Here is a 13,034-nt window from a genome sequence, read left to right on the forward strand (position 1 = left end):
TACCTTGGGTCCCGTCAAAGCCTTGTAACACCTGACTTGTGTCCGACAATTGCGCCAAATTGCCGCTTATTTGGTTCCGTTGACCCCAAGGTTGAATCGACCAACGGCCTCGGAAGGGACAAAAAAGCTGTTATAAAGTTGCGCGCTAACCCATACGAGCCTTGCCTAATGCGTCCATTTTTCAAGACATGGCTAACCATTTGCCTATTATTGCCTCTGGCCGCCCACGCCACCAATCGTGAGCAACGTCTTCCGAACGTTAATGGTTACACCCCAAAATCCCATGTTTCTGCTCCTTCGAGCAAAAACCAACAGACGGTAAAACGCTCCACCCAACTGAGCCGCGCCAACGGCAAGCTGGTTCCGCCGATGGCGACCAAGGAAAGCAGCAACGTGTTGAGCCGCGCGGTAAACGTGCTCGGCACACCTTATCGTTGGGGTGGCAGCAGCCCAAGTAAAGGGTTCGATTGCAGCGGCCTGGTGAAATACGCGTTCAACGACGCGACCTTCGACCTGCCACGCACCTCCAATGCCATGGCCAGCGGTCACGGTGAGAAAGTCGATCGCAACGAACTGAAGCCAGGCGACCTGATCTTCTTCAACATCAAGAGCCGCCGGGTCAACCATGTGGCCATCTACCTGGGCAACGACCGCTTCATCCACGCACCACGCCGTGGCAAGTCGGTAAGCATCGACACCCTGAAGAAGCCGTATTGGGACAACCACTACGTGGTTGCCAAGCGGGTTCTGCCAAAAGAACCGAATCAACTGCGCGTCGTACAGCGCTGATCCGATTGTGGTGAGGGGGCTTGCCCCCGTTGGGCCGCGGAGCGGCCCCAAAACCTGCCACCAAGCGTTACTAGAAAGACCGCATCGCCCGAGTTTGCGACTGCTTCGCAGCCGAACGAGGGCAAGCCCCCTCGCCACAGGTCGCGCTCCAACCCTCAAAAATTATCCGGCGACCGCGCCTTCTCCCGCGCATGCTCGCGACTGATCACGCCCTTGGTCACCAGATCCTTCAGGCACATATCCAGCGTCTGCATCCCCAGCGACCCACCGGTCTGAATCGACGAATACATCTGCGCCACCTTGTCTTCACGGATCAGGTTACGGATCGCCGAGGTGCCGAGCATGATTTCGTGGGCGGCAATCCGCCCACCGCCGATTTTCTTGATCAGTGTCTGGGACACCACCGCCAGCAACGACTCGGAGAGCATCGAGCGCACCATCGATTTCTCGTCACCCGGAAACACGTCCACCACCCGGTCGATGGTTTTCGCCGCCGAGGTGGTGTGTAGCGTGCCGAATACCAGGTGGCCGGTCTCGGCGGCGGTCAATGCCAGCCGAATAGTCTCCAGGTCACGCATTTCCCCCACCAGAATCACGTCCGGGTCTTCACGCAGGGCCGAGCGCAGGGCCGTGGCGAAGCTGCGTGTATCGCGATGGACTTCTCGCTGATTGATCAGGCATTTGCGCGATTCGTGGACGAACTCGATGGGGTCTTCGATGGTGAGGATGTGGTGATGGCGATGGTTGTTCAGGTAATCGATCATCGCCGCCAGCGTGGTGGACTTGCCGGAACCGGTCGGGCCGGTCACCAGCACCAGGCCCCGGGGCGCTTCGGTAATCTTGCGAAACACGTCCCCCATGCCCAGATCGTCCATGCTCAGGACCTTCGACGGAATGGTCCGGAACACCGCGCCCGCGCCACGATTCTGGTTGAAGGCATTGACCCGGAAACGCGCCACGCCGGGCACTTCGAAGGAAAAGTCGGTTTCAAGATGCTTCTCGAAGTCCACCCGCTGGAGGTCGTTCATGATGTCGTAGATCAGGTCATGCACTTCCTTGTGGTCCAGGGCCGGCAAGTTGATGCGTCGCACATCGCCATCGACACGGATCATCGGTGGCAGGCCGGCGGACAGGTGCAGGTCGGACGCGCCTTGTTTGGCGCTGAAAGCCAGCAGCTCAGTGATATCCATAGCGCTCCTCAATTCCAGTAGAATGCCGCGAACCTTCAGACCGCTGGCGCCTCTTGATGTCCACGATAGCAGACAACACTCTTCAGGTTAGTTCACGCATCCAGGCAGCAGCCAAAGCCGCCCACCGCGATGAGAACAGCATCCAGCTATTGGCCGTGAGCAAAACCAAGCCCGCCGAGGCCCTGCGTGAAGCCTATGCCGCCGGGATCCGCGACTTTGGCGAAAACTACCTGCAGGAAGCCTTGGGCAAACAGCTCGAATTGGCCGACCTGCCCTTGATCTGGCACTTCATCGGCCCCATTCAATCGAACAAGACTCGTGCTATCGCCGAGCATTTCGACTGGGTGCACTCCGTGGATCGTTTGAAAATCGCACAACGCCTGTCCGAACAGCGCCCTGCCGATTTGCCGCCCTTGAACATCTGCATCCAGGTCAACGTCAGTGGTGAAGCCAGCAAATCCGGCTGCACCCCGGCCGACCTGCCCGCCCTGGCCGATGCCATCAGTGCGCTGCCGCGTTTGAAATTGCGCGGGCTGATGGCGATTCCCGAGCCGACTGAAGATCGCGCCGCCCAGGACGCCGCTTTTGCTGCCGTGCAGAGCCTGCAAGCCAGCCTGAACCTGCCACTCGACACACTTTCCATGGGCATGAGCCACGACCTCGAGTCGGCCATCGCCCAGGGCGCCACTTGGGTCCGTATCGGTACGGCCCTGTTTGGCGCCCGCGATTACAGTCGACCATGAACATGGCTGACTCACCTCTCTATAAGGACCTGACATGAGCAAGACTCGTATTGCCTTTATCGGAGCCGGCAACATGGCCGCCAGCCTGATCGGCGGCCTGCGCGCCAAAGGTCTGGACGCCGCGCAGATCCGCGCCAGCGATCCGGGCGAAGAAACCCGTGCCCGCGTGAAAGCCGAACACGGCATCGAAGTGTTTGCCGACAACGCCCAAGCCATTGAGGGCATGGACGTGGTCGTGCTGGCGGTCAAGCCACAGGCGATGAAAGCCGTTTGCGAAGCCATTCGCCCAAGCCTCAAGCCGAACCAGCTGGTGGTGTCGATTGCGGCCGGCATCACCTGCGCCAGCATGAACAACTGGCTGGGGGCCCAGCCGATCGTGCGCTGCATGCCCAACACCCCGGCGCTGGTGCGCCAGGGTGTGAGCGGTTTGTACGCCACCGCCCAAGTGAGCGCCGAGCAACGCCAGCAGGCCCAAGAGCTGCTGTCGGCAGTCGGCATCGCTTTGTGGCTGGACGAAGAACAGCAACTGGACGCGGTCACCGCCGTTTCCGGCTCTGGCCCTGCGTATTTCTTCCTGCTGATCGAAGCCATGACCGCCGCTGGCGTGAAGCTCGGCCTGCCACCCGAAATCGCTGCACAACTGACCGTGCAAACCGCGCTGGGCGCTGCACACATGGCAGTCGCCAGTGATGTCGACGCCGCTGAACTGCGTCGCCGCGTGACCTCGCCTGCGGGCACCACCGAAGCGGCGATCAAAGCGTTCCAGGCCGGCGGCTTCGAAGCCCTGGTGGAAAAAGCACTCGGCGCCGCCGCGCACCGCTCGGCCGAGATGGCCGAACAACTGGGCAAATAAGGAGCCTTACATGATTGGATTGAACACTGCAGCGATTTACGTGCTGCAAACCCTCGGCAGTTTGTACCTGCTGATCGTGCTGCTGCGTTTCGTGCTGCAACTGGTGCGCGCAAACTTCTACAACCCGCTGTGCCAGTTCGCCGTGAAAGCCACCCAGCCACTGCTCAAGCCACTGCGCCGGATCATCCCGAGCCTGTTCGGCCTGGACATGTCCTCGCTGGTGTTGGCAATCCTCGTGCAACTGGCGTTGATGGCCCTGACCCTGCTGCTGACCTTCGGCACCACCGGTAACCCGCTGCAATTGCTGATCTGGTCGCTGATCGGCGTAACGGCGCTGTTCCTGAATATCTTCTTCTATGCCCTGATCATCAGCGTGATCCTGTCCTGGGTCGCGCCGGGCAGCCACAACCCCGGCGCCGAGCTGGTGAACCAGATCTGCGAGCCGGCCCTGGCGCCGTTCCGCAAGATTCTGCCAAACCTCGGCGGCCTGGATATCTCGCCGATCCTGGCGTTCATGGTGCTCAAGCTGATCGACATGCTGGTGATCAACAACCTCGCAGCCTTGACCATGATGCCGCAGATCCTGCGCCTGCTGATCTGATCCGGTGAGCTACTTTCGCTGGGACGGTGATGACCTGATTCTGGAATGTCACCTGCAACCTGCGGCCCGCAGCGATGATTTCTGCGGACTGCACGGTGATCGCCTGAAGATCCGTCTGACGGCGCCGCCGGTCGAGGGCAAGGCCAATGCGTACCTGATGGCGTTTCTGGCCAAGGCGTTCGGGGTTTCCAAGAGCCAGGTCAGCCTGATCAGCGGCGAGTTGAACCGGCAGAAGCGAGTGCGGATCTGTTCGCCGAAGAAGCTGCCGGATTTGCCGGATCTGGTGCGCCCGGCCTGACCTCAATGTGGCGAGGGAAAATCAGGCCCGGCCTTTGCTTGCCGCTAGCCACAGCGGTCTTTAGACTTACGCCTCATTTCAATGAGAGCAGGGTCGATGCCAGCTGCCTTCCCCCCCGATTCTGTTGGTCTGGTGACGCCGCAAGTGGCGCACTTCAGTGAACCCCTGGCCCTGGCCTGCGGTCGTTCGCTGCCCGCTTATGACCTGATCTATGAAACCTATGGCACGCTGAACGCCACGGCGAGCAATGCCGTGCTGATCTGCCATGCCTTGTCCGGTCACCATCACGCCGCCGGCTTCCACAGCCCCGACGACCGCAAACCCGGTTGGTGGGACAGCTGCATCGGCCCCGGCAAACCGATCGACACCCGCAAATTCTTCGTGGTCAGCCTGAACAACCTCGGCGGTTGCAACGGCTCCACCGGCCCCAGCAGCGTCAATCCGGAAACCGGCAAGCCGTTTGGCGCCGACTTCCCGGTACTGACCGTGGAAGACTGGGTGCACAGCCAGGCACGCCTTGCCGACCTGCTCGGCATCGACCAATGGGCGGCGGTGATCGGCGGCAGTCTGGGCGGCATGCAGGCCTTGCAGTGGACCATCACCTATCCGGATCGCGTGCGGCACTGCCTGGCGATCGCCTCGGCACCGAAACTGTCGGCGCAGAACATCGCGTTCAACGAAGTCGCACGCCAGGCGATTCTTACCGACCCGGAGTTCCACGGCGGTTCATTCCAGGAATACGGGGTGATCCCCAAGCGCGGGCTGATGCTGGCGCGAATGGTCGGGCACATCACGTACCTGTCCGATGACTCCATGGGCGAAAAATTCGGCCGCGGTCTGAAGAGCGAAAAGCTCAACTACGACTTCCACAGTGTCGAGTTCCAGGTCGAAAGCTACCTGCGCTATCAGGGTGAAGAGTTTTCCGGGCGTTTCGACGCCAACACCTATCTGCTGATGACCAAGGCGCTGGACTACTTCGACCCTGCGGCGAACTTCGACGATGACCTGGCGAAAACCTTCGAAGGCGCGAAAGCCAAGTTCTGCGTGATGTCCTTCACCACCGACTGGCGTTTCTCCCCTGCCCGCTCTCGGGAGCTGGTGGACGCGCTGATGGCGGCCAGGAAAGACGTCTGCTATCTGGAGATCGACGCTCCGCAAGGCCACGATGCCTTCCTGATTCCGATCCCGCGTTACTTGCAGGCCTTCAGCAATTACATGAACCGCATATCGCTTTGAGGAAGACATGAGAGCCGATCTGGAAATCATCCAGGAATGGATCCCCGCCGGCAGCCGCGTGCTCGACCTCGGCTGCGGTGACGGCGAGCTGCTGACCTGGCTGCGTGACCACAAGCAGGTCACCGGCTATGGCCTGGAAAACGACCCGGACAACATTGCCGAGTGCGTCGCCAAAGGCATCAACGTCATCGAGCAGGACCTGGACAAGGGCCTGGGCAACTTTGCCAGCAACAGTTTCGACATCGTGGTCATGACCCAGGCCCTGCAAGCCGTGCATTACCCGGACAAGATCCTCGACGAAATGCTGCGGGTCGGTCGCCAGTGCATCATCACCTTCCCCAACTTCGGCCACTGGCGCTGCCGCTGGTACCTGGCGAGCAAGGGCCGGATGCCGGTTTCGGAGTTTCTGCCGTACACCTGGTACAACACGCCAAACATTCACTTCTGCACCTTCGAAGACTTTGAAGCGCTGTGTCGCGAACGTGAAGCCAAGGTCATTGATCGACTTGCCGTGGATCAACAGCATCGACACGGGTGGGCCAGTAAGCTATGGCCTAATCTGTTAGGTGAGATCGGTATCTATCGCGTCAGCAGCCCCGGTCTGCCGGACCACAAGGTCGCGGTCTGAATCACGACACTTCGAGGAGAACGATCATGGGTCGTCTAGCGCTGTTTGTACTTACTGCCTGCCTGAGCGTCACCGCCATGGCCGCCGACGTCATCAAAAGCGAACGCCAGGAAACATTTGGCGATGTGACAGTGCACTACAACACCTTCAACTCGACTTATCTGACACCGGACATCGCCAAGGCTGCCGAGCTGATCCGCAGCAAGAACCAGGGCGTGATCAACGTGTCGGTGATCAAGGACGGCAAACCGCAAACCGCACAAGTCAGCGGGACGGTCAAAGACCTGACCAGCCAAAGCGTCCCATTGCAGTTCAAACAGATCACCGAAACCGGCGCGGTCTACTACATCGCCCAGTATCCGGTGCCACAGCAGGAAATCCGCACCTTTGAAATCAAGGTGCAGACCGGTGACAAAATCAACACCATCAATTTCAACCAAGAGCTCTTCCCCGGCGAATGATCAATTTCACGCAACTCGTACTGGCCAGCCATAACGCCGGCAAACTCAAGGAACTCCAGGCCATGCTGGGCGAATCGGTGCACTTGCGCTCGATCGGCGAGTTCAGCAGCGTCGAGCCTGAAGAAACCGGCCTGTCGTTCGTCGAAAACGCCATTCTCAAGGCCCGCAATGCCTCGCGTATTTCCGGCCTGCCGGCCTTGGCCGACGATTCGGGGCTGGCGGTGGATTTCCTCGGCGGTGCGCCGGGTATCTATTCGGCCCGTTATGCCGACGGCAAGGGCGATGCGGCGAATAACGCCAAACTGCTCGACGTCATGAAAGACGTGCCGCAAGCCGAGCGCGGCGCGCAATTCGTCTGCGTGTTGGCGCTGGTGCGTCATGCCGACGATCCGTTGCCAATCCTTTGCGAAGGCCTGTGGCATGGGCGCATCCTGACCCAGGCCAGCGGTGAGCACGGTTTTGGCTACGATCCGCTGTTCTGGGTGCCGGAGCGCGAGTGCTCCAGCGCCGAGCTTAAGCCCAGCGACAAGAACCAGATCAGTCACCGCGCCCGTGCAATGGATCTGCTGCGCCAGCGTCTGGGCTTGAAATGACCATTGAATCGTCCGCGTCGCCGCTGATCTTCGGCGGCGCGCAATCGCCTCGGGCCGCTTTGCCTGTGCTGCCGCCCTTGGCGCTGTACATCCACATCCCGTGGTGTGTACGCAAATGCCCTTATTGCGACTTCAACTCCCACACCGCCAGCCCGGTGCTGCCGGAACAAGAGTATGTGGACGCCCTGCTCTCCGACCTCGATCAGGACCTGCATGCGGTCTATGGCCGCGAACTGAGCTCGATCTTCTTTGGTGGCGGTACGCCGAGCCTGTTCAGCGCCGAGGCGTTGGGCCGTTTGCTCAAGGGTGTCGAGCAACGTATTCCGTTTGCCAGCGACATAGAAATCACCCTGGAAGCCAACCCAGGAACGTTCGAGCAGGAGAAATTCCGCGCTTACCGGGCGCTGGGCATCAATCGCCTGTCGATCGGTATCCAGAGCTTTCAGGAAGAAAAACTCAAGGCGCTGGGACGGATCCACAACGGCGATGAAGCCGTGCGGGCCGCCGACATGGCGCGCCAGGCTGGCTTCGACAACTTCAATCTGGACCTGATGCACGGTTTGCCCGATCAGACGCTGGACGATGCCCTGAGCGACCTGCGCCAGGCCATCGCCCTGAAGCCGACGCACCTGTCCTGGTATCAGCTGACCCTGGAGCCGAACACGGTGTTCTGGAACCAGCCGCCGACGCTGCCGGAAGATGACGCCCTGTGGGACATTCAAGAGGCCGGCCAGGCGCTGTTGGCCGAACACGGTTACGCGCAGTACGAAGTCTCGGCCTATGCCCAGCCCGGCCGGCCAGCGCGGCATAACCTCAATTACTGGAGTTTCGGCGACTTCATCGGCATCGGCGCCGGTGCCCACGGCAAGCTCAGCCATCCAGACGGGCGCATCGTACGCACCTGGAAGACTCGCCTGCCGAAGGATTACCTCAATCCGGCCAAAAGCTTCAAGGCTGGCGAGAAAGCGCTGACCAACGAAGAACTGCCGTTCGAGTTCCTGATGAACGCCTTGCGCCTGACCGAGGGTGTCGAAGCGCGGTTGTATACGGAGCGCACCGGGCTGCCCCTGGAAAGCCTTGCCGAAGGCCGCCGAGAGGCCGAACAAAGTGGCTTGTTGCAGGTCGAACCGTCACGTCTGGCAGCCACGATGCGCGGACAACTCTTTCTCAATGACTTGCTGCAGACTTTTCTGACATAAGGAAATCGAATGGATCTGGTACTCGACCTGCTCGCCACCGTGTCCCGCTGGAGCCGTAGCAACCTGTCGGAAATCTCTCTGGCGCTGGTGGGCTGCCTGCTCGTGCTGTTTGGCGCCGACCTCAAGGGCTGGGTCGACCAACGCCTGGGCAGCATCGCTGGCGCCTTGCGCATCCCGCTGATGGCCCTGCTGTGCATGGTCGGCAGCGGCGTAGCGCTGATCTATGCCACGCCATGGATCATCAAAGGCCTGAGCCAGTTCAACAACTACAGCCTGGCGCCGGTGTTGTTGGTGGTGCTGGTGTTGATCGGGGTTGTGGCAGACCGCCGCTGACTTCGAATAACACACAAAAAAATGTGGGAGCGGCGCACCGCCGCTCCCACATTTTGTATTGCGTTACGGCTTAGGACTGCTTTTCGAACTTCAGATCCCACACGCCATGCCCAAGACGTTCGCCGCGGCGTTCGAACTTGGTGATCGGGCGTTCGGCCGGGCGCGGGACGCACTTGCCGTCTTCGGCGAGGTTGCGATAGCCCGGAGCGACGTTCATCACTTCCAGCATGTACTCGGCGTACGGCTCCCAGTCGGTGGCCATGTGCAACACACCGCCGACCTTCAACTTGCTGCGCACCAGCTCAGCGAACGATGCCTGAACGATACGACGCTTGTGGTGACGGCTCTTGTGCCACGGATCCGGGAAAAACAGCATCAGGCGGTCGAGGCTGTTGTCGGCGATGCAACGGTTGAGCACTTCGATCGCATCGCAATCGTAGACACGCAGGTTGGTCAGGCCCTGAGTCAGCACGCCATTGAGCAGCGCGCCAACACCCGGACGGTGAACTTCAACGCCAATGAAATCCTGCTCCGGCGAGGCCGCGGCCATTTCCAACAGCGAATGGCCCATGCCGAAACCGATTTCCAGCGAGCGCGGCGCCGAACGGCCGAACACCTGGTCGAAATCCACCGGCGCATCGGCCAGAGGCAGCACGAACAGCGGAGCGCCCTGCTCCAGGCCGCGTTGCTGGCCTTCGGTCATGCGCCCGGCGCGCATCACGAAACTCTTGATGCGGCGGTGTTGGCGCTCTTCGCCTTCTTCCTGCTGGATAGGCGTGTCGTTTGATTCAGTCATCAATGGCTCTTACTTGATCAGACCATCCAGCGGCGAGGAGGCGCTGGCATAGAGTTTTTTCGGCATGCGGCCCGCGAGGTAGGCCAGACGACCTGCCACGATGGCGTGTTTCATGGCTTCAGCCATCATGATCGGCTGCTGGGCATGGGCGATGGCCGAGTTCATCAGCACCGCTTCACAGCCCAGCTCCATGGCGATGGTGGCGTCGGAGGCAGTACCGACACCGGCATCCACCAGCACCGGAATTTTCGCCTCTTCGAGGATGATCTGCAGGTTGTACGGGTTGCAGATCCCCAGGCCCGAGCCGATCAAACCAGCCAGCGGCATGACTGCGATACAGCCGATTTCCGCCAGTTGACGGGCAATGATCGGATCATCGCTGGTGTACACCATCACGTCGAAGCCTTCCTTGACCAGCACTTCGGCGGCCTTGAGGGTTTCGATCACGTTGGGGAACAGGGTTTTCTGATCCGCCAGCACTTCCAGCTTCACCAGGTTGTGGCCGTCGAGCAGCTCACGGGCCAGGCGGCAGGTGCGCACGGCTTCAATGGCGTCGTAGCAACCGGCAGTGTTCGGCAGGAAGGTGTAGCGATCCGGCGACAGGACTTCGAGCAGGTTCGGTTCGCCCGGGTTCTGGCCGAGGTTGGTCCGGCGCACGGCGAAGGTGACGATCTCGGCACCCGAAGCCTCGATGGCCAGGCGGGTTTCTTCCATGTCACGGTACTTGCCGGTGCCTACCAGCAAACGCGACTGGTAAGTACGACCGGCCAGGACGAAGGGCTTGTCGCTACGAACGATGCTCATGGGAAATCCTCTGTTGGGGTGAGGTTCTTGCACAATGATTCTGTGGCCGCTCGGGCCGGGCGGCTAGCCGCCGCCGATGGCGTGTACCACTTCGACCGAGTCGCCGTCGTTCAGCGTGGTTTCAGCGTGCTGGCTGCGCGGGACGATATCCAGATTGAGCTCGACCGCCACCCGGCGCCCGGTCAGTTCCAGACGGGTCAGCAGGGCCGCAACGGTTTCACCGTCGGGCAGTTCAAGGGATTCGCCGTTCAACTGAATGCGCATGCCGAATGCCGCCATCATTTTTAGGGGCTGGCATTCTAGCCCGATCAGACTTGGCGACCCAAGCCATTCGTCACGAAATGGACTGCGTGGTCAGCTCAGCCGCCAGGCGGCTAGCCCCAGGCAAACCCAGCCGACCAGAAACGCGAGGCCGCCGAACGGTGTAACGATCCCGAGCTTGCTGATGCCGGTCATCGTCAGCAGGTACAGGCTGCCGGAAAACAACACAATGCCGAGAGCAAAAGACGCGCCGGCCCAGGTAATCAGACGACCGGGAATCTGCGTGGCCAGCAATGCAACACCCAGCAACGCCAAGGTATGCACCAGTTGATAAGTGACGCCCGTGTGGAAAATCGCCAAATACTCAGGCGTCAGGCGGTTTTTCAGGCCGTGGGCGGCGAATGCGCCCAAGGCAACGCCGGTGAATCCGAAGAAAGCGGCAAGCATCAGAAAGCCACGCAGCATGAAGAACTCCAGTCAGACTCGATCAGCAGGGTCTGTATAATGGCCGGCTCAACGGGTTCGGCCAAGCCATCTCTATGCTGCAGATAATTTTCCGTCGTTTCACAAAGGCCCTGCTCTGGTTCGCGGTCGGCAGTGTTTTGCTGGTTCTGCTGTTTCGGGTGGTGCCGCCACCAGGAACGGCGTTGATGGTCGAGCGCAAGATCGAATCCTGGGTCGACGGCGAGCCCATCGATCTGCAACGCACCTGGAAACCCTGGGATGAAATCTCCGACGACCTGAAAGTCGCGGTGATTGCCGGTGAAGACCAGAAGTTTGCCGAGCATTGGGGCTTTGATTTCAGCGCGATTCAGGCGGCGTTTGCACATAACGAGCGCGGCGGCTCGATTCGCGGCGCAAGCACCCTGAGCCAGCAAGTGTCGAAAAACCTGTTTCTGTGGTCTGGCCGCAGCTGGCTGCGTAAAGGCCTGGAAGCCTGGTTTACCGGGCTGATCGAAGTGTTCTGGCCCAAGCAGCGGATTCTTGAGGTATACCTCAATAGCGTCGAGTGGGATGAAGGTGTGTTCGGCGCCGAAGCGGCGGCCCGGCATCACTTTGGCGTGGGCGCTGGTTCGCTGTCCCGGCAGCAGGCAAGTTTGTTGGCCGCGGTACTGCCGAACCCGCGGGTGTGGAGTGCCAGCCATCCGACTTCTTACGTTGCAAGGCGGGCGGGGTGGATTCGCCAGCAGATGAATCAGTTGGGCGGGGACAGCTATCTGGTCGGCCTCAACGATTCCCGCCGGGCGCCATGGGCTCAATGACACCGAAGATCCCACAAAGTCGACGCTAAACCGGAAATTGGGCAGAAACAAAAACGCCCCGATCAATGATCGGGGCGTTTTTTATTGCCTTCGCGCGGGTTACGCAGCGATCGACAACTTGAGCTTGTTCATCGCGCTCTTCTCGAGCTGACGAATACGCTCGGCCGACACGTTGTACTTCTGCGCCAGGTCGTGCAGCGTGGCTTTTTCTTCTGCCAGCCAGCGCTGATAGAGAATGTCGCGGCTGCGGTCGTCCAGCACTTCAAGCGCTTCGTGCAGGTTGTGGTTGGAGTTGTCGCTCCAGTCGGCATCTTCCAGTTGACGGGCCGGATCGTACCGGTGGTCTTCCAGGTAGTTGGCCGGCGATTGGAAGGCACTGTCGTCGTCCGCTTCCGCGGCCGGGTCGAAGGCCATGTCATGGCCGGTCAGGCGACTTTCCATCTCACGCACTTCCCGCGGCTCTACGCCGAGGCTTTCCGCCACACGGTGGACTTCCTCGTTGTTCAGCCAGGCCAGACGTTTCTTCTGGCTGCGCAGGTTGAAGAACAGCTTGCGCTGAGCCTTGGTGGTCGCGACTTTGACGATCCGCCAATTGCGCAGGATGAACTCGTGGATTTCCGCCTTGATCCAGTGCACCGCAAAGGACACCAGGCGCACACCCATTTCCGGGTTGAAACGCTTGACCGCTTTCATCAGGCCGACGTTGCCTTCCTGGATCAGGTCAGCCTGGGCCAGGCCGTAACCGGAATAGCTACGGGCAATGTGTACGACAAAACGCAGGTGGGCGAGCACCATCTGCCGAGCCGCCCCCAAATCCTGCTCATAATAGAGACTCTCGGCCAGTTCACGCTCCTGCTCCGGCGTCAGCAATGGAATGCTGTTCACCGTGTGCACATAGGCCTCCAGGTTCGCACCCGGGACCAGAGCATATGCAGGTTGCAAAGAATTGGTCATACGAAAAAACCTCCGACTTACATAACTCGTGCA

18 protein-coding genes are annotated in these 13,034 nt (G+C 60.4%); 12 read left to right on the plus strand and 6 right to left on the minus strand.

The genetic code is table 11. The features are described from left to right. The first annotated feature begins 168 nt into the window (after positions 1-168). Positions 169-789: a C40 family peptidase gene (locus tag LOY28_RS27785; RefSeq protein WP_018928708.1), complete on the plus strand. Its 621-nt coding sequence runs from the start codon at positions 169-171 to the stop codon at positions 787-789. A gap of 155 nt (positions 790-944) precedes the next feature. Here the strand turns inward: LOY28_RS27785 and LOY28_RS27790 are convergent, their stop codons facing one another. After that, the gene (locus LOY28_RS27790) at positions 945-1,979 is read right to left on the minus strand and encodes a type IV pilus twitching motility protein PilT (protein WP_018928707.1); all 1,035 of its coding nucleotides are present in this window, start codon (positions 1,977-1,979) and stop codon (positions 945-947) included. 56 nt (positions 1,980-2,035) lie between these two features. Between LOY28_RS27790 and LOY28_RS27795 the strand changes: the two genes are divergently transcribed. The 10 genes from LOY28_RS27795 (at position 2,036) to LOY28_RS27840 (ending at position 8,924) form a co-directional block, all read left to right on the plus strand. After that, on the plus strand, positions 2,036-2,722 hold the full coding sequence (locus tag LOY28_RS27795; RefSeq protein WP_018928706.1) for a YggS family pyridoxal phosphate-dependent enzyme: 687 nt from the start codon (positions 2,036-2,038) through the stop codon (positions 2,720-2,722). Between the two features lie 34 nt (positions 2,723-2,756). Beyond that, on the plus strand, positions 2,757-3,575 hold the full coding sequence (gene proC / locus LOY28_RS27800; protein WP_258612791.1) for a pyrroline-5-carboxylate reductase: 819 nt from the start codon (positions 2,757-2,759) through the stop codon (positions 3,573-3,575). A 10-nt stretch (positions 3,576-3,585) separates the two neighbouring features. Further along, complete coding sequence (locus LOY28_RS27805) at positions 3,586-4,176, plus strand: YggT family protein (RefSeq protein ID WP_019580613.1); 591 nt, start codon at positions 3,586-3,588, stop codon at positions 4,174-4,176. Between the two features lie 4 nt (positions 4,177-4,180). Continuing rightward, positions 4,181-4,474: a DUF167 domain-containing protein gene (locus tag LOY28_RS27810; protein ID WP_018928703.1), complete on the plus strand. Its 294-nt coding sequence runs from the start codon at positions 4,181-4,183 to the stop codon at positions 4,472-4,474. Positions 4,475-4,570: 96 nt separating this feature from the next. Next, positions 4,571-5,710, plus strand: a complete 1,140-nt coding sequence (locus tag LOY28_RS27815; protein ID WP_258612792.1) for a homoserine O-acetyltransferase — start codon at positions 4,571-4,573, stop codon at positions 5,708-5,710. A 7-nt stretch (positions 5,711-5,717) separates the two neighbouring features. Continuing rightward, positions 5,718-6,338: a methionine biosynthesis protein MetW gene (gene metW, locus LOY28_RS27820; RefSeq protein WP_007939351.1), complete on the plus strand. Its 621-nt coding sequence runs from the start codon at positions 5,718-5,720 to the stop codon at positions 6,336-6,338. Positions 6,339-6,364: 26 nt separating this feature from the next. After that, positions 6,365-6,799, plus strand: a complete 435-nt coding sequence (locus LOY28_RS27825) for a DUF4426 domain-containing protein (RefSeq protein ID WP_018928701.1) — start codon at positions 6,365-6,367, stop codon at positions 6,797-6,799. Next, positions 6,796-7,392 carry an RdgB/HAM1 family non-canonical purine NTP pyrophosphatase gene (rdgB, locus tag LOY28_RS27830; protein WP_007939349.1) on the plus strand — a complete coding sequence of 199 codons (597 nt, stop codon included), beginning with the start codon at positions 6,796-6,798 and terminating at the stop codon, positions 7,390-7,392. The genes LOY28_RS27825 and rdgB overlap by 4 nt, the downstream gene beginning before the upstream one ends. After that, positions 7,389-8,591 carry a radical SAM family heme chaperone HemW gene (gene hemW / locus LOY28_RS27835; protein WP_258612793.1) on the plus strand — a complete coding sequence of 401 codons (1,203 nt, stop codon included), beginning with the start codon at positions 7,389-7,391 and terminating at the stop codon, positions 8,589-8,591. The genes rdgB and hemW overlap by 4 nt, the downstream gene beginning before the upstream one ends. Before the next feature lie 9 nt (positions 8,592-8,600). Beyond that, entirely contained in the window at positions 8,601-8,924 is a 324-nt protein-coding gene (locus tag LOY28_RS27840) for a DUF3392 domain-containing protein (protein WP_018928699.1), read from the plus strand. Positions 8,925-8,994: 70 nt separating this feature from the next. Here LOY28_RS27840 and trmB read toward each other — a convergent pair whose 3' ends face one another. The 4 genes from trmB to LOY28_RS27860 form a co-directional block, all read right to left on the minus strand. Then, complete coding sequence (gene trmB, locus LOY28_RS27845) at positions 8,995-9,720, minus strand: tRNA (guanosine(46)-N7)-methyltransferase TrmB (RefSeq protein WP_018928698.1); 726 nt, start codon at positions 9,718-9,720, stop codon at positions 8,995-8,997. 9 nt (positions 9,721-9,729) lie between these two features. Continuing rightward, positions 9,730-10,524, minus strand: coding sequence for a thiazole synthase (locus LOY28_RS27850; RefSeq protein WP_007939343.1), 795 nt, complete (start codon positions 10,522-10,524; stop codon positions 9,730-9,732). A gap of 63 nt (positions 10,525-10,587) precedes the next feature. Next, positions 10,588-10,788 carry a sulfur carrier protein ThiS gene (thiS, locus tag LOY28_RS27855; RefSeq protein WP_007897898.1) on the minus strand — a complete coding sequence of 67 codons (201 nt, stop codon included), beginning with the start codon at positions 10,786-10,788 and terminating at the stop codon, positions 10,588-10,590. Between the two features lie 90 nt (positions 10,789-10,878). Further along, positions 10,879-11,250: a DUF423 domain-containing protein gene (locus tag LOY28_RS27860; protein ID WP_018928697.1), complete on the minus strand. Its 372-nt coding sequence runs from the start codon at positions 11,248-11,250 to the stop codon at positions 10,879-10,881. A 74-nt stretch (positions 11,251-11,324) separates the two neighbouring features. Between LOY28_RS27860 and mtgA the strand changes: the two genes are divergently transcribed. Beyond that, a complete protein-coding gene (mtgA, locus tag LOY28_RS27865) occupies positions 11,325-12,047 on the plus strand; it encodes a monofunctional biosynthetic peptidoglycan transglycosylase (protein ID WP_258612794.1) in 723 nt (240 codons plus the stop codon). Between the two features lie 99 nt (positions 12,048-12,146). Here mtgA and rpoH read toward each other — a convergent pair whose 3' ends face one another. Beyond that, complete coding sequence (gene rpoH / locus LOY28_RS27870) at positions 12,147-13,001, minus strand: RNA polymerase sigma factor RpoH (RefSeq protein ID WP_007897890.1); 855 nt, start codon at positions 12,999-13,001, stop codon at positions 12,147-12,149. Positions 13,002-13,034: the final 33 nt, after the last annotated feature.

This window comes from Pseudomonas sp. B21-017, from assembly GCF_024749245.1.
Taxonomy (GTDB): domain Bacteria; phylum Pseudomonadota; class Gammaproteobacteria; order Pseudomonadales; family Pseudomonadaceae; genus Aquipseudomonas.

Bases quoted from the DNA above. Each gene is read 5' to 3' on its own strand.
- mtgA (WP_258612794.1), top strand. From the start codon at position 11,325: ATGCTGCAGATAATTTTCCGTCGTTTCACAAAGGCCCTGCTCTGGTTC.
- LOY28_RS27850 (WP_007939343.1), bottom strand. From the start codon at position 10,524: ATGAGCATCGTTCGTAGCGACAAGCCCTTCGTCCTGGCCGGTCGTACT.
- LOY28_RS27805 (WP_019580613.1), top strand. From the start codon at position 3,586: ATGATTGGATTGAACACTGCAGCGATTTACGTGCTGCAAACCCTCGGC.
- trmB (WP_018928698.1), bottom strand. From the start codon at position 9,720: ATGACTGAATCAAACGACACGCCTATCCAGCAGGAAGAAGGCGAAGAG.
- hemW (WP_258612793.1), top strand. From the start codon at position 7,389: ATGACCATTGAATCGTCCGCGTCGCCGCTGATCTTCGGCGGCGCGCAA.
- LOY28_RS27795 (WP_018928706.1), top strand. From the start codon at position 2,036: ATGTCCACGATAGCAGACAACACTCTTCAGGTTAGTTCACGCATCCAG.
- rdgB (WP_007939349.1), top strand. From the start codon at position 6,796: ATGATCAATTTCACGCAACTCGTACTGGCCAGCCATAACGCCGGCAAA.
- LOY28_RS27860 (WP_018928697.1), bottom strand. From the start codon at position 11,250: ATGCTGCGTGGCTTTCTGATGCTTGCCGCTTTCTTCGGATTCACCGGC.
- proC (WP_258612791.1), top strand. From the start codon at position 2,757: ATGAGCAAGACTCGTATTGCCTTTATCGGAGCCGGCAACATGGCCGCC.
- thiS (WP_007897898.1), bottom strand. From the start codon at position 10,788: ATGCGCATTCAGTTGAACGGCGAATCCCTTGAACTGCCCGACGGTGAA.
- metW (WP_007939351.1), top strand. From the start codon at position 5,718: ATGAGAGCCGATCTGGAAATCATCCAGGAATGGATCCCCGCCGGCAGC.
- LOY28_RS27790 (WP_018928707.1), bottom strand. From the start codon at position 1,979: ATGGATATCACTGAGCTGCTGGCTTTCAGCGCCAAACAAGGCGCGTCC.
- LOY28_RS27785 (WP_018928708.1), top strand. From the start codon at position 169: ATGCGTCCATTTTTCAAGACATGGCTAACCATTTGCCTATTATTGCCT.
- rpoH (WP_007897890.1), bottom strand. From the start codon at position 13,001: ATGACCAATTCTTTGCAACCTGCATATGCTCTGGTCCCGGGTGCGAAC.
- LOY28_RS27815 (WP_258612792.1), top strand. From the start codon at position 4,571: ATGCCAGCTGCCTTCCCCCCCGATTCTGTTGGTCTGGTGACGCCGCAA.
- LOY28_RS27840 (WP_018928699.1), top strand. From the start codon at position 8,601: ATGGATCTGGTACTCGACCTGCTCGCCACCGTGTCCCGCTGGAGCCGT.
- LOY28_RS27825 (WP_018928701.1), top strand. From the start codon at position 6,365: ATGGGTCGTCTAGCGCTGTTTGTACTTACTGCCTGCCTGAGCGTCACC.